A 21,756-nucleotide genomic window follows, 5' to 3' on the forward strand; every position below is an offset into this window, starting at 1 on the left:
GCTCGCAGTCAGGAAAAATAGGGGCACCACAACAGGTGCATCGCTCGTCTTTGTGCAATGCACCATAACATTGTTTCTGGGATTTTTCCTGCATGCGGATAGTTCCCGGCGCCGCAAAATGCGGGCCTTATGCACACGCGGCGCTATACTGAGACTTCGCCGCTTGTATCCGTTGTAGTCGTTCTTTCCGGCTCGCGCGTTGATTTAAGCATCTTCCCCGCCTTCGTTCGTCCCCTTCCCGATGTTCGACCTGTCGTCTCACCTGTGGATCAAGATCACCGCGTTCGGCGGCGCCGGCCTGACCTTGCCGCTGGCGATCACGATCGCCGTCTGGCTCGCGCTCGGCTACTCGTGGCGGCGCGCCGCCGCGTGGCTCGGCGTGCTCGCCGCCGCGATCGGCGTGGTCGCGCTCACGAAGATCGCCTTTCTCGGCTGGGGGATCGGCATCCGTGCGTGGGATTTCACGGGATTCAGCGGCCATGCGATGCTGTCGACGTCGGTTTATCCGGTCGCGATTTTCCTCGCGCTGATCCGCACGCGTGCGCCGCTGCGGATCGCCGGCATCGCGCTCGGGCTCGCCGCCGGCATCGCGGTCGGCGTATCGCGCGTCGCGCTCGACGCACATTCGCCGTCCGAATCGATCACCGGCTGCATCGTCGGCGCGATCGCCGCGCTCGTGTTCATCGCCGGCTCGTGGCGCGCGGTGCCGCACCGCTGGTCGGTGCCGGCGGTCGTCACGAGCCTCGCGCTCGTCACCGTCGCGCTGCACGGCATCACGGTGCCGTCGCATCGCTGGGTCACCAAGGTTGCGCTGCAGTTGTCGGGCCACGAGCGCCCGTTCGTCCGCGCACGCTGGAAAGCCAACCCGAACTACCGTCCGGCGTCGCAGCCGTCGCCGCTGCAGCGCACCGAATCGTCGCTGCACACGCTGCGCACGTGACGGGCCGCCCGGCCGTCACGCCCGTCCGCTTTCACGTCTGACATGACCATGCGCGCCGTCGCATGAGCGGTATGTCGAGCGTTATAACCCGCCCTATATTACGATTACGGTTTCCATCCAATCGAACGAACCTGCCATGCGCTCCTCGACCGTCCGTCCGCTTCGCCGCACCCTGCTTCGCCTGTTGCCGATCGTCACGCTTGCCGCCGGGGTCGGGTTCAGCGCGCCCGCTTCCGCCGCCGACGAACTCGTCGTGTCGGCCGCCGCCAGCCTGACGAACGCATTCAAGGCCGTCGGCGATGCATACGAGAAGCAGCACCCGGATACCAAGGTGCTGTTCAACTTCGGCGCGTCGGACGTGCTGATGCAGCAGATCGCCAAGGGCGCACCGGCCGACGTGTTCGCATCGGCCGACCAGAAGGCGATGGATCGCGCGGCCGACGAAAAGGTGATCGTGCCCGGCACGCGGCGCGATTTCGCGGCGAACTCGCTCGTGCTGATCGTGCCGGCGGACAGCCGCGCCGCCGCGCCGACGTCGCTGAACGACCTGACCGCGCCCGGCGTGAAGCGCATCGCGTACGGCGATCCGGCGTCGGTGCCGGTCGGCCGCTACACCGAAGGCGCGCTGCGGGCAGCCGGCGTGTGGGACGCCATCAGCGCGAAGGGCGTGCTGGCCGCGAACGTGCGCCAGAGCCTCGACTATGTCGCGCGCGGCGAAGTCGACGCGGGCTTCGTGTTCGGCACCGACGCCGCGGTCATGCCGGGCCGCGTGAAAATCGCGCTGACGGTGCCGACGAAGACGGCCATCACCTACCCGATCGCCGTGGTCAAGGACAGCCGCCACGCCGCACAGGCGCAGTCGTTCGTCGATTTCGTGACGTCGCCGCAAGGCCAGGCCGTGCTGTCGACGTTCGGCTTCAAGCCCGCGAGCAAGTGAGCGTATCGCGATGCAAGGCGCCTGGGTCCCGTTGCTGCTGTCGCTGAAGGTTGCCGGCTGGGCAACCGCGCTCGACCTCGTGCTGGGCGTCGCGGCCGCGTTCGCGCTCGCGCGCTGGCGCTCGCCGCTGCGCGACGTCGTCGATTCGCTGCTGACGCTGCCGCTCGTGCTGCCGCCGACGGTACTCGGCTATTACCTGCTCGTGCTGCTTGGCCGGCGCGGCGTATTCGGCGCGTGGCTCGACCGGCTCGGCATCGAGCTCGTCTTCACGTGGCAGGGCGCGGTGATCGCATCGATGGTCGTCGCGTTCCCGCTGATCCTGAAATCGGCGCGGGCCGCGTTCGAAGGCGTCGATCCGCATCTCGAACGCGCGGCGCGCACGCTCGGGCTCGGCGAAGCCGCCATCTTCTTTCGCGTGACGCTGCCGCTCGCGACACGCGGGATTCTCGCGGGCGCCCTGCTCGCGTTCGCGCGCGCACTCGGCGAGTTCGGCGCGACGCTGATGATCGCGGGCAACCTGCCCGGCCGCACGCAGACGCTGTCGGTCGCGATCTATGCGGCCGTGCAGGCCGGCGACGACAGCACGGCCAACTTCCTCGTGCTGGTGACGTCGATCACCTGCATCCTCGTGCTGCTCTCGGCCGGCTGGCTCGTGCCGTCGCGAGCGCGACGGAGCCAGCTCACATGACGCGCCGCGCCCATCCGCACGGCCGGCCCCGTCCGGCAGCCCCGCGGCTTCGACGGAGGTCCGCATGAGCCTCGTCGTCGACATCCGCAAGACCTACGCGAACGCCGAGCGCCGCTTCACGCTCGACATGTCGTTCATGGCGACGACGCAGCGGGTCGTGCTGTTCGGGCCGTCCGGCGCCGGCAAGAGCATGACGCTGCAGGCGATCGCCGGCCTGCTGTCGCCCGACGAAGGCACGATCGTGCTGAACGGCGAACCGCTGTTCGACGCCGCGCGCCGCATCGACGTGCCGACCCGCGAACGCCGCGTCGCATACCTGTTCCAGGACTACGCGCTGTTTCCGCACCTGAACGTGCGCCAGAACATCGCGTTCGGGCTCACGCCCGGGCTGCGCAACCCGCGCGCGAAAACGGTGCCGCCGGAAGTCGCGTACTGGCTGCGCGCATTCGACCTCGAGGCGCTCGCGGGGCAGTATCCGGCGCAACTGTCGGGCGGGCAGAAGCAGCGCGTCGCGCTTGCGCGCGCACTGGTCGCGCAACCGCGGATCCTGCTGCTCGACGAGCCGTTCTCGGCGCTCGACGGCGCGATGCGCCAGCGCATGCGCCATGAGCTCGCCGAACTGCAGGCGCGGCTCGATATCCCGATGGTGCTGATCTCGCACGATCCCGACGACGTCGCCGCGTTCGGCGACCAGGTCGTGCAGTTGAGCGAAGGACGCGTGCAGGCGGCCCCGCCGCACGCCGAGTGGCCGACGCACGTTGCGTGAACGCGTAGGTTTGAGGGAGCCTGAGAGAGAGGCCGCGCGTAGCGGCACCTGCTGAAAACGGAAACGGAGCCGGCGTCGGGCGCACGCCGTGCGACGCCGGCTTCGTTCCGCCCCTCGCACGCTCGCGCCGGCGCCGCGCGGCCCTCCTTCGTCAGCCCGTCACCGCGAGGATCACGCTCGACGCCTTGAACAGCGCGATCACCCGCCGGCCGGCGTCGAGCTGCAGCGCGTCGACGCTGTCGTGGGTGACAACGGCCGTCAGCGTCCCGCCGCCGTCGAGCGCCAGCGTCACCTCGCTGTTCACGGCGCCCGCCGCGACGGTTTCCACGCAACCGCGCAGCCGGTTCCGCGCCGAAACCTTCGGCTCGGGCCCGCCCTCGTCGATCGCGAGCACGACCCACGACGCCTTCACCAGCGCGCACGCGTCCGTGCCGGCCCGCAGGCCGAGCGCATCGGCGCTTTCGTGGGTGAGCACCGCGACGACCGGCTGCCCGCCGGGCAGCGTGAGCGTGACCTCGTCGTTGACCGCGCCGCGCACGATCGACGCGACCTTGCCGAACAACTGGTTGCGCGCGCTGGTCTTCATTCCGATCCGGCCGATCAGCGCCCAGTCGACGTCGAACCCGGCCACCGCCGCACTCGCGGCCTCGATGAAACGGCGATGTTCGCGCTCGATCGTGCGGAACGCGGCGATCAGCGACGTCGCGCGCGGCGTCAGCGTCGTGCCGCCGCCGCCCTTGCCGCCCGTCGAGCGAACGACGAGCGGTTCGCCGGCGAGATTGTTCATCGTGTCGACCGCATCCCACGCGGCCTTGTAACTGAGGCCGACGGCCTTCGCCGCGCGCGTGATCGAACCGGTGTCGCCGATCGCCGCGAGCAGCGCGATGCGCGTCGCGCCGCCGAGCGTCTGCTCGCCCGCGCGCAGCCATAGCTCGCCGCCCAGTTCGAGCGGCTCGGCGGACGGGGAAACATGCGGGGCGTCGGTCATCGGGATGCGTGCGAAAAACGGTCGGCCATTATAGTCAGCGTGCGCCGCTCAACCCGGCTTGCCGTCGAGCTTCGGCGGACGCAGGCCGGCCAGCAGCGCCTCGGCGTCGCGCGCCGCGCGCTGCTCGAGCGCCGCGCCATAGCCGCGCACGAAGCCGAGCTGGTACGGCGGCGCCGCCAGCTTGTCGAGATGGTGGAGCGCGACCATCGTGTCGTTCGCCTCGCCCAGCACGCCCTGCACGCGGGTAAGCGTCTTGACCGTCTCGGTGCGCGTGCGGCGCGACGCCAGCGACGCGAAGAATTCGAGCGCATAGCGCAGCCGCTTGGCGTCGATCCGAACCTGGTGGCGCGCGGCCGTGTCCAGCGACGTGAGCGCCGGTGTTGCGTAGAGATGGCCGAACAGCCGCCGCACGCGCTTCGTCGCGTGGCGCCGCAGCGAGGGGGCGTCGCCGTCGTCGGCCTGCGGCAGCGCGAGCGTGCCCAGCCATTCGAGCCAGCCGAGCGACAGCCGCGCGTAGCGGGCCGAATGCAGCGCCTGCCGCAACTCGACGCGCGCGGCCGCGCACTGCGCGCGCGCGGCGTCGAGCGTTCCGTTCCATTCGCCGTCGCCGCCGTCGGCCGCGATCAGCGCGGGCAGGCTTTCGGTCGTGAACACATCCCAGTCGCGCACCGTGCCGAGCAGCGCGGCGAGCCAGCGCAGGTCGACGCCGAGCGTGTCCCGCCACTGGCGGTCGGCAAAGCGCGGAAAGAACCGCATCAGCGTGCGCAGGCGGCGCAGCGCGACACGCATCTGGTGCACGAATTCGGGATCGTCGTGTTCGAGTACGCCGCCCTCGTTGCCGAGCCATTGCGCGGTGATGTCGCCGGACAGCGCAAACAGCGCGGCGCGCTGCGTGCGCACGCCGGCCAGATCGACGGGCTGCGCCTTGACCGGCCCGACGGCGGGCGGCTCGCCCGCGCACGCGCGATCGAGCACGCTCGTCAGTTGCACGAATGCGGGCCACGCGCCGCTCAGTTCGCGCGCCGCGGCAAACAACGCGTGCAGCGCGGCCGTGCGCGCGGCCTGGGTTTCCCAGTCGGGCGCGGCGAGGCGCAGCTCGACGTAGCGGCGCGGCGGCGCGCCGCCGTCGTGCAGCGTGACGTCGTCTAGCGTCATCTCGACCACGACGCCGCTATCGTCGGCCCAGCGCCCGCGACGCCGGTCGCTGACGAGGCGCAACGCCGACGATTCCGGCTGCACGCCGGCGTCCGAAGGCGCGGCAGCCTCCGGCGCCGTGCCGTCGACGTCGCCGACCGGCGCATCGGCATCGGCCGCAGCGGCGGTCGCGGTCGCAGGCGACGGCGTCGCGACGGCGATGCCCGCATGTTCCGCGTCGAACCGTTCGCGCTGCGTGACGCCGGGCGCGAACGCCTCGGTGCGGGACGCGACGACCCGCCGCCCCTGCGCGCCCGATTCGACCCAGGTCCACCAGCTTGCGCCGGGACTCGGCTCGGCCTCCTCGACCTGGCACGGCTCGATCGTCACGCACTCGTGGCCGCGGCGCATCCGGACCTGCGGGCAGATCCGCCACGCGCGCACGAGTTCGGCGCCGAAATCGCGCTGTGCGCCACGGGCGCGGCTTGCGGCCTTGACGGGCCAACCTTCCAGCGACAGCGACAACACGATTTCCAGCACACGCGACATGGAAGCTCCTTCACATGAGAAAACGCCGGCGCATCGACCGCGCCGGCGTAGCCTGCGAACCGGCTTCCATAGTACACGCCGCAAAAACGCGCCGTCGATGATCCGGCCCTGTCGACGTGTCGTGCGTCAAACGGCGTATTGCGCGAGGCCGTTGCCGAACGACCAGTCCTCCTTCAACACCTCGACCAGGCCGATGAAGACATCCTCCTTCCGTACGCCGGGCCGCTGCGCGAGGTTTTCCGCGATCGTCCGGTACAGCGCCCGCTTCTGCTCGAGCGTACGCGTGTTGTTCGCGGTGATCTGGATCATCACGAGATCGTCGCTGCGCTCGATATCGAGGTAATGGCGGCCGAACACGAAGTTCTCGGCCGCATGCTCGGTCACGACCATGAAGATGTCGTCCTCGGGCACGTTGAACGTCTGCATCAGCGCGCGATGCACGCCGTCGACGAGCGCCGCGCGATACGCGGCCGGTTTGCCTTCGCGCACGGCGATACGGGTAAATGGCATGGTGCTGCTCCTGTCGGTGAGGTTGACGTTGAAGAACGGAAACGCAAGATCAGGTTAGGCGCATCGATCTATAATGAACAGTCATCGATGAATATTTCATCCATTTATATTTGAAATGAAAGTACTCGACCTCGATGCGGTGCGCGCGTTCGTGCTGGTTGCCGATCTCGCCAGCTTCACGCGCGCCGCCGACGCGCTCGGCATCACGCAGTCGGCCGTCAGCCTGAAGCTGAAGCGGCTGGAGACGCATCTGGGCAAGCCGCTGCTCGCGCGCACGCCGCGCGTCGTCAAGCTGGCCGCCGACGGCGAGAACTTCCTGCCGGCCGCGCGTGCGCTGCTCGACGCGCACGACCATGCGCTCGGCGCGATTTCGGCCGGCACGCACCGCCTGTCGCTCGGCGTCAGCGAACACGTCGCGGTGCCCGACCTTCCGGCCGTGCTCACGAGCCTGCACCGGCAGGACCCGGGGCTGTCGCTGGAAATGCATCTCGGCACGTCGACGAACCTGCTCGCGCAATACGACGAACGCCGGTTCGACGCGGCGATCGTGCGGCACGAACCCGGCGAGGACCCGCCGCGCGACGATGGCACGCTGCTGTTTGCCGAGCCGCTGGCCTGGCTCGCGGCGCCGGACTGGGCGCCGCGCGCGGGCGAACCGCTGCCGCTCGCGGTGCTGGCCGGCCCGTGCGGGGTGCGGGCGGCCGCGCTGCGCGCGCTCGACCGTGCCGGCCGGCCGTGGCGCGAGCGCTTTACCGGCGGCGGCGTCGCGGCGGTCACTGCGGCGGCGGCGGCGGGGCTCGCCGTCTGCCCGCTGGCGCGGCGTGTCGCGCCGCGCACGCTGGTCGACGTCGGCGCGAAATTCGGGCTGCCGCCGCTGCCGTTGTCACAGGTCGTGCTGTATTCGCGGGTGCGCGACGCTCGCGCGGCCGCCGCGTTGCGCAGGTTTGCCGACAGCCTTGCAATCTCGGCGTAAAGTATCGGGTTCCGCCGCCCGCAATCTCCAGAAGAATTCCGATGAAGCCCGACGCCCGCAAGCACCTCCGCGCCAACCTGCTGATGCTCGCCGCCGCCGCGATATGGGGCTCGGCTTTCGTTGCGCAGCGATTGAGCCTCGACGTGATCGGGCCGTTCCTGTTCACCGGGCTGCGCTTCCTGCTCGGCGCGCTGGTGCTCGTGCCGCTGCTGAACTTCAACGCGGCGTCGCGCGCCCAGCTCGCGGCGATCCGCCGCGAGCCGGCGCTGCTGCTGCCGGGCCTCGCGCTCGGCGGGCTGCTGGCGGTATCGATTTCGCTGCAGCAGATCGGCCTGCAGTACACGCGCATCGCCAACGCGGGCTTCATCAGCTCGCTGTACGTCGTGATCGTGCCGCTGATGGGCGTATTCGCGCGACACCGGATCGGCGCCGGCACGTGGTTCGGCGCGCTGCTCGCGGCGATCGGCCTGTATTTCCTCAGCATCGACGAGCACTTCTCGGTGCTGTACGGCGACTGGTTCCAGCTCGCCGGCGCCGTGATCATCGCCGCGCACGTGATGGCCGTCGGTCATTTCGCGAAGCGCCACGATCCGCTCGTGCTGGCCTTCCTGCAGTTCGTCGTGTGCGGCGCGCTGTGCCTCGCGATCGGCCTCGCCGTCGAGCCGGTCAGCGTCGCGATGCTGCGCGGCGCGCTGCCGACGCTGCTGTACGGCGGACTGCTGTCGGTCGGCGTCGGCTATACGCTGCAGGTCGTCGCGCAACGCGACGCGGCGCCCGCGCATGCGGCCGTGATCTTCAGCATGGAAGGCGTATTCGCGGCGATCGCCGGCTGGGCCGCGCTCGGCGAAACGCTGACGCTGCGCGCGCTCGTGGGTTGCGCGCTGATGCTGGCCGGCCTGCTCGCGTGCCAGTTGCTGCCGAACGGCGACGCACGGAAAAAGGACGAGGACGCGCTGCCGGCGTGACACGCACCGTCCCTATAATGGCGGTTCGCGTGACTGCCACGCCAACCGCTTCCGACAGGCCAGCTCCGTGACGTCCACTTCCGTCGATCCCGCCGCCGACCTGCTGCGCGAACGCGCAGCGCACTACGCCGCCCAGGCGGCGCTGTTCCTGCGCGACCACGCGCTCTCCACCGCGTCGCACGACCTGCGCAGCCCGCTCAACGCCATGCACAGCTGGGCGTACGTGCTCGAGCGCCAGCTCGCCAACGCCGACCCCAACCTGCAGCGCGCGCTCGCGGGCATCCGGACCGGGATCGACCAGCAGGTCGCGCTGATCGACGACGTGCTCGACGCGCCGCGCGCGGAAACCCGCACGCCGGCCCTCGCGCGGCAGCCGTTCGCGCTGCGTGCGCTGCTCGACGACACGATCGCGCTCGTCCGCTTCGCGCTCGCCGATGCGCGTCAGGTCGCGCTCGACGCAACGCTGCCGGACGGCGAACCGGTGCTGACGGCCGATCGCGAACGCATCGCACAGGCGCTCTGGACGATGCTGACGGCCGCCGTCGAGGCCAGCGCCGCCGGAAGCCGCGTGACGTTCGCGTGCACGCGCGACGGCGCCCGGTTCACCGCGCGCGCCGCCTGCTTCGTGAACGCCGACGCGCTCGCCGATCCCGCACAACCGCACGCGTTCGAACCGTTCGCCCGGCGCGAGATGCTGCGCGAGCGCGACGCGAAGCGGATCGCCTGGACGCTCGCGCTCTGCCAGCGCGTCGCGCTCGCCCACGGCGGCGCGTTCTCGCACGACGCGTTCGCCGACGGCGCAACGGCCGCCATCGCGTTCTCCATCCCGGGCGAGGCGCCGGTGTAAGCAATCGGCCGCCCAATACATTACGAATACCTTTCTGGCTCTATACTGATGAGCCTGTCATAACCGGAGCGATTCTTTGTTACAGATCTTCGCGCTCATCGGCGCGTTGTTCCTGGTGGCCCTGAACGGGTTCTTCGTCGCGGCCGAATTCGGCCTCGTCAAACTGCGCGCCACGCGCGTCAAGACACTGGCCCGCAAGCACGGCCTGCGCGGCCGCATCCTCGGCATCGTGCACGGCCGGCTCGACGCGTATCTTTCCGCGTGCCAGCTCGGCATCACGCTTGCGTCGCTCGGCCTCGGCTGGGTCGGCGAACCGGCGTTCGCGCAACTGCTCGGCCCGCTGCTCGACCTGATCGGCGTGCAGTCCGAACGCGTCGTGCACCTGATCTCGCTCGTGTTCGCGTTCTCGCTGATCTCGTTCCTGCACATCGTCGTCGGCGAGCTGGCGCCGAAATCGATGGCGATCCGCCAGTCCGAGAAGGTCGGCCTGTGGGTCGCGCTGCCGCTGTATGCGTTCTACTGGGCGATGTACCCGGCGATCTGGGTGCTCAACAACAGCGCCAACGCCGTGCTGCGGCTCGCGGGGCTGTCCGCCGACCACGGCAGCGACGCGCACTACTCGACCGACGAGCTGAAGCTGATCCTGCGCAGCCGCCGCAGCACGGCCGGCAGTGCCGCCCAGCCGGCGCGCGGCACGTACAGCAACGACGAGTGGAACACGCTTGCGCATTCGCTCGATTTCTCGTCGATGACCGTGTCGGACCTGATGCGGCCGGCCCATGAAATGATCGGCCTGCGGCGCGACCTGCCGCTGCCCGACAACATGGAGATCGTCGCGCGGCACCGCTTCAGCCGCTATCCGCTGTTCGAGAATGCGTCGCGCGAACAGGTGAGCGGGCTGATCCACCTGAAGGACCTGCTGCTCGCGCGTCACGCCGGCGCGGCGCTCGAGGACTTGTCCGACTACGTGCGCCCCGTGCAGTACGTGAAACCCGACACCCCGGCGCTCGACCTGTTCCGCCGCTTCCGCAAGGGCGCGCCGCACTTCGCGCTGGTCGGCAACAAGGGCGAGAAGCCGATCGGCTTCCTGACGCTCGACAACCTGCTCGGCGCGCTGGTCGGCCAGATCCACGACGAGTTCCGCCAGGGCGACGCCGACTGGAGCCGCCTCGACGACGGCACGCTGATGGGCAAGGGCAGCCTGCCCGTCGTGTCGCTCGAACAGGCGCTCGGCATCGACATCGACGAAGGCCGCGCGGAATCGGTCGGCGGCCTCGTGATCCAGGCGCTCAACGACCTGCCGACCGAAGGGCAGCGCGTGTCGTTCGACCGCTTCGACGTCGTCGTGAAGAAGATGAACGGGCCGCGCATCGTGCTCGTGCGCGTCTATCCGAAGATCGCGAAAGAGGCCGACGAATGACGGCCCCGCTTCGCCGCACGCGATGACCGCCGCGCTGCCGCGCTGCTGCGTGATCACGCCGGAGCCGGCTTCCGCGTCGGCGGCCGATTGCGCGGCGTTCCTCGACCGGCTGGCCGACGTGCTCGCGCGCGGCGAGACGCTCGTGCAACTGCGCGTGAAATCGCTCGACGCGGCCGCGTTCGCGGCGCTCGCCGTCGCGGCGCTCGCGCGCTGCCGCGCGGCCGGCGCCCACCTGATGCTGAACGGCCCGGTCGACGCGGCAGGCGTGATGCGGCTCGACGGCGCCGGCTGGCATCTCGACGGCACCGCGTTGCGCGCCGCCGCGCAGCGGCCGTTGCCGGCCGGACGATGGGTGTCCGCCGCATGCCATACACGCGACGACCTGCTGCTGGCCGCGCGCGCCGGCGCGGACTTCGTCACGCTGTCGCCCGTGTTGCCGACGCTCAGCCATCCCGGCGCGCCGACGCTCGGCTGGACGCAATTCGACACGCTGGCCGCCCGGGCCGCGATGCCCGTCTTCGCGCTCGGCGGCATGACGCGCGCCCACCTCGACGACGCACGCCGTCACGGCGCATACGGCATCGCGGGCATTCGCGGGTTCTGGTAGCCAGGGGCTTTCGCGCGACGCGGCGGGAGACAGGCGGGCCCGACCGTCCGGACGCCTGCCCGCTCATCCCCTCATGCGTTCAGGTTCGGACGCGCCCCGCGCCACGCCCCGTCGTCGATACGCCGCACATCGTGCGTGAGCGCGTACCGGTTGACGTCGCCCGTCAGCCACGCAACGAGCGAATACGCCGGCAACGCGCCTTCGTCGACCCGGTCGCGCGCACGCGCCGGCGTCTCGAACACGACCCGCCCACCCGGCGCGTCGAACGGCACCGCATCGGGCGACAGGTTCAACGCGATCGTCAGCGTCTCGTCGTCGGCGAGCCGCCATGACGCGAGCAACGCGTCGGCATCGCCGTCCCCGTCCGCCTTCAGCGCGCGCGCATCCTGCGGCCGGCAATCGGACAACCGCGGCGCGATCAGCTTCGCGCGCACCGCGAGCGCCGACTGCACGAAATGCGCGCGCTCGGCATCGCGCGCGGTTTCGTCGAAGATCAACGGAATCTGCGGCGTGAGCAGCGACAGCGCCAGCGCGGCCAGACCGGCCGCGTGCCCGCCGTTGCCGGGCCCGCCGTCGCGCCACGCGCCGTCGGACAGCACGAGCGACGTCAGCGAAAGCCCCGCCTCGGCGGCCATCCCTTCTCCCGGCGCGGCCGGCTGGAACGCCGCGCCGGCCGCGGTCAGCGCGCGGGCCAGCGTGTGGATCGACTGGTGCGTGGAAATGCCTTCATGCGCCGACGTGTCACGCCCGGTCAGGCGGTGCAGCGCGCGTTCGCCGCAACCGTTCCACTGCGCATCGAAATGGGTATCGGCAAGATGCGCCGGATGCCGCTCGCTGCCGAGCACGAGATGGATCAGCCGGTCGGCCGGCACGGCCGCGCGCACGCGGTCGGCAATCTCGCGCAGCCACGACACGCCGATGCGATCGGCTTCGCGCAGGCGCAGCCCGTCGCAACGATATTCGTCGATCCAGTACAGCGCGTTGTCGCAGAAGAAATCGCAGACTTCCGGATGATCGAGCGCGAGCGGCGGCGCCTGCAGCGGATCGTCGCGCGTGTGGAAGAACGGCGCCGCATAGTGGCGCAGCGCATCGGTGCCGCTGCCGAAGCGCGCATAGTCGAGCTCGAGCAGCACCGCGAGACCGTAGCCGTGCGCGTCGTCGATCAGCGCCTTCAGCGCGTCGGGGCCGCCTTCGGACGCCAGCGGCGCGAACGGCAGGCTGTCGTGCGGCGACGCGAGCAGCTCCAGCGCGGTCACGCCGAGGCGGGCAAGCTGCGGCAGGCGGCGGCGCACGCCGGCGAAGCCGCCCACCGCGTGCGGGCGAATCGCGTAGAGCGCGATGTCTTCCCACGCGCGCCCGCGCCAGAACGTGTTGCGCCACGTGAACGCACGCGGATCGACGACTTCGCTCGGGCCGTTGAGCCCTTCGGGTTGCGAGCGCGATGCGGGATCGGGAATCGACACGGCGTCGTCGAGGCGATAGCGGTAACGCACGCCCGCGCCGTAATCGGCAAAGACTTCGAACCAGTTCGGGCCGGCGGCCGTCATCGGCACGACCACCGGGCCGTAGCCGGTATCGAGTTCGAGCTGAACCTGCGTGACGCCCGGCGCCCACACGCGAAAATGCGTGCGCGGCGTCGCGCAGAGCGCGCCGCAGGGCTGCGCGCCGAACGGCAGGCAATGGATGAAGTGCTGCGCATACGGATCGTGCGGACAATCGGACATCATGCGCTCCTCGTGCGTGCCGGGCAGCATGGCCGCGCCAGCGGCGCGGCGCATCGGGGCCCGGCATGCGACGGCCAGGCGAGAGGGAGAAACGAGTATGCGCCGGATTCGCCCTCGCAATGTGGGGCACCCGGACATTATTAAATACGAACAGACCCCCTCGAAGCAGGCAGCCGCGCACCGTGCCGGCGAGGCGGGTAGCCGGCATACCGGGATGGCGGCTCGCCTTGTTGCCCCGGCCGTGCCCGCTTACGCTCGGTACGATGCGCGCGGACACGTCGTCCGCGCCCGACCCGAGGAGCCCGTCATGTCCGTTCCCGCCAGCGCCGCGAAATTCGACCCGGCCCGCGCCCACGAATACGCCGAGCAATCGCGCATCGCGCTCGCCGGCTACGATGCCTGCCATGAACTCGCCGCGTGCATGCTCTCGTCGGCGATCGCTGCGCCCGATGCGCGGATCCTCGTCGCCGGCGCCGGCGGCACGGGACAGGAAATCTGCGTGGCGGCCGCGCTCGAGCCGGGCTGGCGGTTCACCGCCGTCGATCCGTCCGCGCCGATGCTCGCGCTTGCCCGCGCGAACCTCGAGGCGGCGGGCTTCGGCACGCGCACGGCGTTCGTCGAGGACGGCGTCGAGGCGTTGCCGGACACGGTCGCATTCGACGGCGCGACGCTGATCGGCGTGCTCCATCACGTCCCCGGCGACGATGCGAAGGACGCGCTGCTGCGCGCGATCGCACGACGCCTGAAACCCGGCGCGCCGCTGGTGCTCGCCGGCAACCACCGCCGTTACGCGGACCACCCTCGCCTGCTCGATGCGTGGCAGCAGCGCTGGCGCATGAAGGGCGCGTCGCCCGACGCCGTGCGCGCGCAACTCGCGAAGATCCTGCAGGGCGCCGATCCGCCCGCCTCCGAGGAAGCCGTGTTCGGACTGCTGCGCGATGCGGGCTTCGAGGCGCCGCTGCGCTTTTTCGCGAGCCTGTTCTGGGGCGCATGGATCGCCGTGCGGCGCGCATGACGGATCGGTGCGGCGCACGACAGGTTGTCGCACGGACGCCGTGCGCGCTGGGTATGATGTCGTTCCCGCCCCCACTTCCGGCGTCGCCATGCTCACCGTCCATCACCTGAACAACTCGCGTTCGCAGCGCGTGCTCTGGCTGCTCGAGGAACTGGATGTGCCGTACGAGATCGTGCGCTACGAGCGCGATCCGAAAACGATGCTCGCGCCGCCCGCGTTGCGCGCGATCCATCCGCTCGGCAAATCGCCCGTCGTCACCGACGGCGGGCGCACGTTCGCCGAATCGGGGGCGATCGTCGAGTATCTGGTCGAGCGCTACGGCAACGGGCGCCTCGCGCCGCCGCCCGGCACGCCCGAGCGGTACGACTACACGTACTGGCTCCACTACGCGGAAGGGTCGGCGATGCCGCCGCTGCTGCTCAAGCTCGTCGCGCTGCGGATCGCGCACGCGCCGATGCCGTTCTTCGCGCGGCCGGTCGCGCGCAAGATCGCCGCGACGCTGCAGTCGAGCTTCGTCGATCCGCAGATCGCGCTGCATCTCGGCCACATCGACGACACGCTGAGCCGCACCGGCTGGTTCGTCGGCAACGACTTCAGCGCGGCCGACATCCAGATGAGCTTTCCGCTCGAAGCCGCGACCGCGCGCGGGGACGACGGCCGGCATCCGGCGATCGCGCGCTTTCTCGACACGATCCACGCGCGGCCCGCGTACCGGCGCGCGCTGGAGCGCGGCGGCCCGTACGAGCTGCTCAAATAGCCCGGCGGGCGGCGCGGGCCCGGCTCAGCTCAGCAGGCCCGCCGCGACGTTGATCGACAGCCCGAGCACGGCCATGTTGAAGTAGAACGACAGGATCGACTGCGCGAGCACCGCGCGCCGCGCGGAGCGGTTCGTCAGCGAGACGTCGGCCGTCTGCGACGCAACCGCGAGCGTGAACGCGAAATACAGGAAATCCCAGTAATCGGGTTCGGGGTTCCGGTCCGGGAAGCGCAGCGCGCGATCGCCGCTCGGCGAGCCGTAGTAGAGCCGCGCGTAGTGCAGCGTGAAGATCGTCGGAATCAGGAACCATGCGCCGAACAGCGTCGCCCCCGTGATCGCGTAATGGCCGAGCCCCGCGCGGAAGCCGACGCTCTTGGCGGTGGCGAGCTCGATCGCGATCGCGGCCACGCTCGCGACGGTGGCGACGCAGATGACGGTCAGCACGGTGGTCGCGTTCTCGTCGTCGCGGATCGCGATCTCGCGCACCTTGTGATGGTGCGCGGTGACCATGCGCACCCACATCAGCGCGAGATACAGCCAGATCGCGCAATCCCAGCCGATCAGCGCACGCACGGTCGGACGCAGCGGAAGCGGCAGCAGCACCGCGCACAGCAAGCCGGCGGCGAACGCCGCGACCATGCGCGGGCGGTTACGCAATACCTGCGGATAAAACGTCATCGTGTGATTCCGAAAGCGGATGGAAAGGATCCGGCCGGCGCGCGGACAACCCCGCCGCGCCGTACCGGCGGGTAGCGCCCCGATTATCGCCATTCCGGCATGACGTGACGATGGGCGCGAGCGCCTAAGATAACGGAATGACCGCCACCGCCTCCCTCTGCCGCCATCCGGCGAATTCGGCCGGCCGCGACTTCGTCGTCGGCGACCTGCACGGCTGCGTGAACGTGCTGCGTGCGCTGCTGCGCGAGATCCGCTTCGATCCCGCGTGCGACCGGCTGTTCTCGGTCGGCGACCTCGTCGACCGCGGCCCCGAATCCGAAACCACGCTCGACCTGCTCGACCGCCCGTGGTGCCACGTCGTGCGCGGCAATCACGAGGAAGTGCTGAGCCTCGTGTCGCGCGGCAAGCTGTCGCCCGACGCGTGGCGCGGAATCGGCGGCGACTGGGGCGCCGACCTGGCGCCGGAGCGGCTGCACGCGCATGCCGCGCGCGTCGACGCGCTGCCGCTGGTGCGCACGATCGGCGACGGCCCGGGGCGCTTCAACGTGCTGCACGCGGAATTCTTCGGCACGGACGCCGCGCTCGACACGGGCCGCTATGCGCCCGACGTGCGCGAGCGGCTGATCTGGGGCCGCGATCTCGTCCAGGGGCTCGCCGATCCGGCGCGGCAGGCCGGCCTGTCGCTGACCTGCACCGGGCACACGCCCGTGCGCGCGCCGCAGCGGATCGGCGCACAGTGGTTCATCGACACGGGCGCGTTCGCGCCGGCCGGGCGACTCACGCTCGCCGAGCCGCACACCGGACGCACGTGGTCGATGACGCAGGCCGAAGCGCGCGAACGCCACGCGAGCGACTGGCCGCTGCCTTAGGCCGGCTCCGCCAATGACGGGCCGCCGGCCCGTTCATCCGGGCAACGGCCCCCCTAACCGACCTGATTCAGTTCGAACACCGCATCGACGGCCGAGCCGTTCCAGTTGTATTCGAGATAGGCCGCGTGATGGCAGTCGTGCAGCAGCGCGGTGCGGAACGCCGCCAGGCATTCGCCGCGCGGGTCGCGCACCGACGGATAGACGATTCCCGCGCCGCCGGCATTGCGCACCGCGCGGCCGAGCGCCTGGCCGGCGCTGTAATCGAGCGGGTGCAGCAGCGCCGGATCGCGTTGCGGCCAGGCGCGCACGTCGACCGCGTCGCCTTGCGCGAACACCGTGTAGAGCCGCATCTGCTGGCGCATCGGCGGCTCCTTCGTGGCGGCCAGGAACAGCGCGCCGTGATAGCGCGTTTCCGCGATCGCCGTATCGCGCGAGCGCGCGCAGTAGAACACGCCGTAGCTGCCGTCGGAAAAACGGCTGCCTTGCGGATTCAGGTGCGTGAACGCGGCCATGATCGGCCCCCAGCCGTGCCCGTAGCGCCGCTCGGCGGGCGGCACGAGATCGAGCGTGCCGACTTCGTTGCGGATCCGGTCGTTGGTCAGCGATTCGAGCGCGTACAGCGCGTCGAAATCGTCCGCCGAGGCCACCCGGTCGAACAGGTTGATCGCCGGGAACCGGGTGGGAATCACGCGATAGGCGGGCGCCCAGTCGACGGCGGCCGTGGGCCATTGTTGTGCTTGGATCGGCAGTGTCACGCCCAGCCACCTCGCATCGCGTCGAGATATTGCCGGACGGCGACCAGATCGCCGACATTGCCGGCCAGCATCCGGTCGAGGGCGCGCCTGCCGCCGAACGGCGCCGCGTCGTTGGGCCGCTTGACCCATGCATCGGCAGCGGACGGCTGCGGCAGCAGGATCTGCAGCGCCTTGTAGATGCCGAGCAGCAACGATAGCCGCTCGAGCGTATCGCGCGGCAGCCGCGCCGATTCCGGCGCGGCCTTCCACTTGAAGAACGTCGAACGGCCGGGCGACCCGAGCAGCACGATCTGCTCGTCGATCGTCAGCTCCCAGTCGCGCGCGATGTTGAAAAACGCACGCAGGCCGGCCGCCGACATCTGCGCGACCGAGGCCTGCGGCGGGGCGGAATGCGAATCGTAGGCGGGCTGTGACATGATCGTTAGTCTCGAAACGAATTTACTAACAAGATTAGTCCATTTTCGTATTTTTGCAAGGGTCGACACCCGTCGATCGACCTGCGCATCCGCCAAAACGATATTTTTTGTCCATTCTGGACTCTTATTTTATTTTCTGCGTTAATGGCCGTGCGGACACCGCGCGCAGACGCGGTTCGTGTCCGTGGAGCCGTGCCGCACTGAAACCGGAAGCCCCGCCAAGGAACGCACCATGAAGAGACTGATTGCCGCTGTTTCGATCGCCCTGCTCGCGGTATCGGCAGGCCCTGCCGCCGCGAAGGACTGGACCACGATCCGCTTCGGCACCGACGCCAGCTACGCGCCGTTCGAGTCGAAGGCGCCCGACGGCAAGCTCGTCGGTTTCGACATCGACCTCGGCAACGAGATCTGCGCCCGCCTGAACGCGAAGTGCGTGTGGCTCGAGAACGATTTCGACGGGATGATTCCGGCGCTGAAGGCGAAGAAGTTCGACGCGGTGCTGTCGTCGATGTCGATCACGCCGCAGCGCGCGCAGCAGATCGGCTTCACGACGAAGATCTACAACCAGCCGACGCGGCTCGTCGTGAAGAAGGGCTCGCCGCTGCTGCCGACGGCCGAATCGCTGAAGGGCAAATCGATCGGCGTCGAGCAGGGCACGACGCAGGAAACGTATGCGAAGGCGTACTGGGGCAAGCAAGGCGCGAACGTCGTGTCGTACCAGAACCAGGACGGCGTGTACGCCGACCTGACCTCGGGCCGCCTCGACGCGGCGCTTCAGGACGAGGTGCAGGCCGCGATCGGGTTCCTGAAATCGCCGCGCGGCGCGAACTACACGTTCGTCGGCCCCGAACTCGTCGACGAGAAGGTGCTCGGCATCGGCGCCGGCATCGGGCTGCGCAAGGAGGACACCGACCTGAAGGCGAAGATCGATCGCGCGATCCTCGACATGGTCAAGGACGGCACCTACAAGCGGCTCGCATCGAAGTACTTCGACTTCGACATCTACGGCGGCTGAAACGGCGTCGCGCGCGTACGGGCGCCACCCTCGTCGCGCGCGTCCGACCGCCCTCCCTTCACCATCGGACGGCAACGGCGTGGCGCCGTGTGCCGTCGCATCGGATGCATCGACCGTCTCGCCCGCGGCGCGACGTCGCGCATTTCATTCGGATTGCAGATCGATCGTTCGCGGCAGCGCTGCGCGGCGCGAACGGCGACCGTACCGCTTCGGTCAGTACGCGAAGACCGGGCGTCGAGGTACCGGCGCCCGTACGCACATGCCCTTGCGAATCGGGTTGGCATGCAGAAAAGCGCCGACCCGGCGCGGGTGACCGGCACTCAGCCGGATCCGCCTCGCGCCGGGCGCGGAGAGATGGCCTGTCGATGCATGCCGGCGGGCTGCGAGAACGACGTCCGACCCGCGATGCGTCGAATCACTGCGATCGCGGCCTGCCGGCCGCGGCGTGTGGCGATCGATCATTTTTCTACCCCGTTTCAGTCTGATGCTTGTTCCGGCAACCGGACGCAGCCGGTGCCCCGACGATCGGGCGACGACGTTCCGTGCACGCCGGAACGCGGCTGCTTCACCGCGCTCCGTCGCCGCATCCCCGCGGACTGCATCCGGGCCGGCACCGGCAGGGTTCGCTGCCGGCCCGGTCGGACCTGGTGTCGTCGACTTTCGCACGCCCACCTTCGCAAGGAGCGGGCCAGCTTCGCGCGAGCCCGTCCGGACAAGGCGTCGATCGGGCAATGCGGCGGCGGGAACGGGTGCGGCATGCCGAAGGTTGCGAAACTGAAACACGCGGCGCGCGGCACGCGCCGGCCGCACGGCGGCCAAGCCTTGCCGGATAAGGCTGAACAATGCGGCGCGGCATTTTTACCGATGCGCGTCCGGCCGTTCGGCGCGATTCTCCGCGCCATTTCGCGTCGCGGCCGACGCGAAATGTTTCATGCGCTTTACATGCGGCCGGCGGCATGCGGGCCGCACGTCTGCCGCGAGAGGAGTCGGCCTGCGCCGAGCCGGCCGGTTGCGGGGCTCGCCCGGCTATACTGCGAAACCGGCTTGCACCCCGTTTGCCGCGGCGTCTTCGCCGGGAAACGCCCGGCCCCACGACCCCGCTTCACACGCCGCCACGCCGCCCGAACGAACGGAACGCCCTCGATGATCCGCGTCCTCCATACCGCCGAACGCACCAGGCTGATCCGCTTCGGCGTGTCGGGCCTCGGCTCGACCGCGCTGCATGCGCTGATCGCGGCCGCGCTGTTCGCGCTGTTCGACGCCACGCCCGTGATCGCGAACGCGGTCGCGTTTGCGTGCTCGACCGCGTTCTCGTATCTCGCCAACACCCTGTGGAGTTTTTCCGCGCCCGTGACGTGGGGCAACTTCGTGCGCTTTCTCGCGGTCGCGACGGCCGGCCTGGTCGTGACGATGCTGCTTGCGCACGGCACCGAAACGCTCGGGCTCGCACGCGCGTGGAGCATCGTCGCGGTCGTGCTGTGCGTGCCGCCCGTCACGTTCCTGCTGCACCGGCTCTGGACCTATCGCTGACGCGGTGCGCGTATCGCGCGCACCGCTCAGCCGACCCGCTGATGCTCCGCGTCGCCGGACGGCGCACCGTCGTGCCCGCCGCTGTCGCCGTTCCCGCCGTTGTTGTCGTGCTCGTTCAGCCCGTGCTCGATCATCATCCGGTAGAGCGTCACGCGCGAAATGCCGAGCTCGGCAGCGGCCTTGTTGATGCGGTGATCGTTGCGCAGCAGCGCGTTCTCGATCGCGGTGCGCTCGGCCAGCGCCCTCGCCTGCTCGAGCGTGACGGGCTCGGTTTCGCCGGGCGTGTCGAGCCCGAGATCGTGCGGCGTCAGCAGCCGGCTCTCGGCCATCACGATCGCGCGCCGCACGCGGTTGATCAGCTCGCGCACGTTGCCGGGCCACTCGTAGCGCCGCATCGCGTCGAGCGCGGCCGACGTGAAGCCGCTGATCTTGCGGCCGCTGTCGGCCTTGTACTTCTGCAGCACGTAATGCGCGAGGATGTCGATGTCCTTGCCGCGCGCGCGCAGCGGCGGCTCGTGGATGCGCAGCACGCACAGGCGGTGATAGAGATCCGCGCGGAAGCGCCCGGCCTCGACCGCGCCGTCGAGATCGACGTGGGTGGCCGAGATGATCCGCACGTTGACCGCGATCGATTCCTGCCCGCCCAGCCGCTCGATCTTCCCTTCCTGCAGGAAGCGCAGCAGGCTGGCCTGGCTTTCGACCGGCATGTCGCCGATTTCGTCGAGGAACAGCGTGCCGCCGTTCGCCGATTCGATCCGGCCCGCGCGCCGCTGGTTCGCGCCGGTGAATGCGCCGCGCTCGTAGCCGAACAGTTCCGACTGCAGCAGATGGTGCGGAATCGCGCCGCAATTGATCGCGACGAACGGCCCCTTCCCGCGCCCGGAACGCTCGTGAATCGCCAGCGCCGTCAATTCCTTGCCGGTGCCCGATTCGCCCGAGATGAACACGCTCGCGTCGGTCTTCGCGACCTTGCGGATCGTGCTGAACAACTGCTGCATCGCCTCGCAGTTGCCGATCATCCCGTGCTCGCCGATCGACGCCGCGTAGGCCGCGCCGTCGACCCGGTCGAGCGCGGCCATCCCGCGCGCATGGCCGAGCACGTGCGAAATCCACTCGTAGGGCAGCGGCAGCGTCACGTAGTCGAAACAATAGCTGCGGATCAGCTCGCGCACGGCGGGGCCGATCGTGACGCCCGCCTGCGCGATGGAAATCCAGCCGATCGACGGCTGGCTCAGGCACGTCTTCAGCGCGGGATAGTCGCGCGACGTGAACCCGGTGAAGTCGACCAGCCCGGCGGCCACGCTCACGCCGGACGTCATGTTCTGCGCGGCGCCGGCCGTCTTCGCGACGGCGATTTCCCAGCCGAGCCCGCGCAGCTGCTCCAGCAGCGGTTCGTCGGGCGAGCGCATGATCACGAACAGCTTGCGCCCGTCCTCGGGAGCGGTGACGGACACATGCGTCAGCTCGGGCGCCGCGGGCCCGTTTGCGTCAGGTGACCTAGCAACCATCGTTGTTCCCCGCTTGGCATTGGTATCGCGCGCGCCGGCTCACCGTCGCGTACGACGGACCTCGATCGAACCGACATATTGGCCGCATTTCCGTCCGAATAAAATCCCCCCGCGCACGAATCGCGCAAGAGGTGGACAGTGTCATGAACGGTATATCGATGCCGC

Annotated in this window: 22 protein-coding genes; 14 read left to right on the forward strand and 8 right to left on the reverse strand. The window is 69.8% G+C overall.

The genetic code is table 11. The annotated features are described in order from the left end of the window. Positions 1–241 precede the first annotated feature (241 nt). From GQ57_RS24820 to GQ57_RS24835, 4 genes are all read left to right on the forward strand, one after another. Complete coding sequence (locus tag GQ57_RS24820; protein WP_031399793.1) at positions 242–940, forward strand: phosphatase PAP2 family protein; 699 nt, start codon at positions 242–244, stop codon at positions 938–940. Between the two features lie 136 nt (positions 941–1,076). Further along, positions 1,077–1,877, forward strand: a complete 801-nt coding sequence (gene modA / locus GQ57_RS24825) for a molybdate ABC transporter substrate-binding protein (protein ID WP_031399794.1) — start codon at positions 1,077–1,079, stop codon at positions 1,875–1,877. A 10-nt stretch (positions 1,878–1,887) separates the two neighbouring features. Next, positions 1,888–2,565 carry a molybdate ABC transporter permease subunit gene (modB, locus tag GQ57_RS24830; protein WP_031399795.1) on the forward strand — a complete coding sequence of 226 codons (678 nt, stop codon included), beginning with the start codon at positions 1,888–1,890 and terminating at the stop codon, positions 2,563–2,565. Positions 2,566–2,629: 64 nt separating this feature from the next. Then, on the forward strand, positions 2,630–3,331 hold the full coding sequence (locus GQ57_RS24835) for a sulfate/molybdate ABC transporter ATP-binding protein (RefSeq protein WP_034199317.1): 702 nt from the start codon (positions 2,630–2,632) through the stop codon (positions 3,329–3,331). 151 nt (positions 3,332–3,482) lie between these two features. On the opposite strand, the gene GQ57_RS24840 is transcribed toward GQ57_RS24835, so the two are convergent. The 3 genes from GQ57_RS24840 to GQ57_RS24850 form a co-directional block, all read right to left on the reverse strand. Next, positions 3,483–4,319, reverse strand: a complete 837-nt coding sequence (locus GQ57_RS24840) for a TOBE domain-containing protein (protein WP_031399797.1) — start codon at positions 4,317–4,319, stop codon at positions 3,483–3,485. A 48-nt stretch (positions 4,320–4,367) separates the two neighbouring features. Then, positions 4,368–6,002 (reverse strand): CHAD domain-containing protein, encoded by a 1,635-nt coding sequence (locus tag GQ57_RS24845; protein ID WP_034199318.1) that lies wholly within the window; start codon positions 6,000–6,002, stop codon positions 4,368–4,370. Positions 6,003–6,128: 126 nt separating this feature from the next. Continuing rightward, positions 6,129–6,512: a tautomerase family protein gene (locus tag GQ57_RS24850; RefSeq protein WP_031399799.1), complete on the reverse strand. Its 384-nt coding sequence runs from the start codon at positions 6,510–6,512 to the stop codon at positions 6,129–6,131. Positions 6,513–6,627: 115 nt separating this feature from the next. Here GQ57_RS24850 and GQ57_RS24855 point away from each other — a divergent pair, with 115 nt between their 5' ends. The 5 genes from GQ57_RS24855 (at position 6,628) to GQ57_RS24875 (ending at position 11,324) form a co-directional block, all read left to right on the forward strand. After that, positions 6,628–7,485, forward strand: a complete 858-nt coding sequence (locus tag GQ57_RS24855; protein WP_034199319.1) for a LysR family transcriptional regulator — start codon at positions 6,628–6,630, stop codon at positions 7,483–7,485. A 41-nt stretch (positions 7,486–7,526) separates the two neighbouring features. Then, positions 7,527–8,450 (forward strand): DMT family transporter, encoded by a 924-nt coding sequence (locus GQ57_RS24860; RefSeq protein ID WP_031399801.1) that lies wholly within the window; start codon positions 7,527–7,529, stop codon positions 8,448–8,450. A gap of 67 nt (positions 8,451–8,517) precedes the next feature. Continuing rightward, complete coding sequence (locus GQ57_RS24865) at positions 8,518–9,297, forward strand: sensor histidine kinase (protein ID WP_034199320.1); 780 nt, start codon at positions 8,518–8,520, stop codon at positions 9,295–9,297. Positions 9,298–9,373: 76 nt separating this feature from the next. Then, positions 9,374–10,717, forward strand: a complete 1,344-nt coding sequence (locus tag GQ57_RS24870) for a hemolysin family protein (RefSeq protein ID WP_031399803.1) — start codon at positions 9,374–9,376, stop codon at positions 10,715–10,717. A gap of 22 nt (positions 10,718–10,739) precedes the next feature. Further along, positions 10,740–11,324 carry a thiamine phosphate synthase gene (locus GQ57_RS24875; protein WP_034199321.1) on the forward strand — a complete coding sequence of 195 codons (585 nt, stop codon included), beginning with the start codon at positions 10,740–10,742 and terminating at the stop codon, positions 11,322–11,324. Positions 11,325–11,395: 71 nt separating this feature from the next. Here GQ57_RS24875 and GQ57_RS24880 read toward each other — a convergent pair whose 3' ends face one another. Continuing rightward, the gene (locus tag GQ57_RS24880; RefSeq protein WP_031399805.1) at positions 11,396–13,048 is read right to left on the reverse strand and encodes a DUF3459 domain-containing protein; all 1,653 of its coding nucleotides are present in this window, start codon (positions 13,046–13,048) and stop codon (positions 11,396–11,398) included. Between the two features lie 307 nt (positions 13,049–13,355). Here GQ57_RS24880 and GQ57_RS24885 point away from each other — a divergent pair, with 307 nt between their 5' ends. Continuing rightward, complete coding sequence (locus GQ57_RS24885; protein WP_034199322.1) at positions 13,356–14,063, forward strand: class I SAM-dependent methyltransferase; 708 nt, start codon at positions 13,356–13,358, stop codon at positions 14,061–14,063. Positions 14,064–14,151: 88 nt separating this feature from the next. Further along, complete coding sequence (locus GQ57_RS24890) at positions 14,152–14,820, forward strand: glutathione S-transferase (protein WP_031399807.1); 669 nt, start codon at positions 14,152–14,154, stop codon at positions 14,818–14,820. 24 nt (positions 14,821–14,844) lie between these two features. Here GQ57_RS24890 and GQ57_RS24895 read toward each other — a convergent pair whose 3' ends face one another. Continuing rightward, a complete protein-coding gene (locus tag GQ57_RS24895) occupies positions 14,845–15,498 on the reverse strand; it encodes a DUF1345 domain-containing protein (RefSeq protein WP_034199323.1) in 654 nt (217 codons plus the stop codon). A 137-nt stretch (positions 15,499–15,635) separates the two neighbouring features. Between GQ57_RS24895 and GQ57_RS24900 the strand changes: the two genes are divergently transcribed. After that, positions 15,636–16,367: a metallophosphoesterase gene (locus tag GQ57_RS24900; protein ID WP_031399809.1), complete on the forward strand. Its 732-nt coding sequence runs from the start codon at positions 15,636–15,638 to the stop codon at positions 16,365–16,367. Between the two features lie 53 nt (positions 16,368–16,420). On the opposite strand, the gene GQ57_RS24905 is transcribed toward GQ57_RS24900, so the two are convergent. Further along, on the reverse strand, positions 16,421–17,116 hold the full coding sequence (locus tag GQ57_RS24905; protein ID WP_407638592.1) for an RES family NAD+ phosphorylase: 696 nt from the start codon (positions 17,114–17,116) through the stop codon (positions 16,421–16,423). A gap of 2 nt (positions 17,117–17,118) precedes the next feature. After that, complete coding sequence (locus tag GQ57_RS24910; RefSeq protein WP_031399811.1) at positions 17,119–17,538, reverse strand: MbcA/ParS/Xre antitoxin family protein; 420 nt, start codon at positions 17,536–17,538, stop codon at positions 17,119–17,121. Positions 17,539–17,770: 232 nt separating this feature from the next. Here GQ57_RS24910 and GQ57_RS24915 point away from each other — a divergent pair, with 232 nt between their 5' ends. Both GQ57_RS24915 and GQ57_RS24920 read left to right on the forward strand, forming a co-directional pair. Continuing rightward, positions 17,771–18,553: an ABC transporter substrate-binding protein gene (locus tag GQ57_RS24915; RefSeq protein WP_034199324.1), complete on the forward strand. Its 783-nt coding sequence runs from the start codon at positions 17,771–17,773 to the stop codon at positions 18,551–18,553. Positions 18,554–19,696: 1,143 nt separating this feature from the next. After that, complete coding sequence (locus GQ57_RS24920; RefSeq protein ID WP_034199325.1) at positions 19,697–20,083, forward strand: GtrA family protein; 387 nt, start codon at positions 19,697–19,699, stop codon at positions 20,081–20,083. A 26-nt stretch (positions 20,084–20,109) separates the two neighbouring features. Here the strand turns inward: GQ57_RS24920 and GQ57_RS24925 are convergent, their stop codons facing one another. After that, the gene (locus tag GQ57_RS24925; protein ID WP_031399814.1) at positions 20,110–21,591 is read right to left on the reverse strand and encodes a sigma-54 dependent transcriptional regulator; all 1,482 of its coding nucleotides are present in this window, start codon (positions 21,589–21,591) and stop codon (positions 20,110–20,112) included. Between the last annotated feature and the right edge of the window lie 165 nt (positions 21,592–21,756).

It is taken from the genome of Burkholderia sp. MSh2, from assembly GCF_000731655.1.
Classification (GTDB): domain Bacteria; phylum Pseudomonadota; class Gammaproteobacteria; order Burkholderiales; family Burkholderiaceae; genus Burkholderia; species Burkholderia paludis.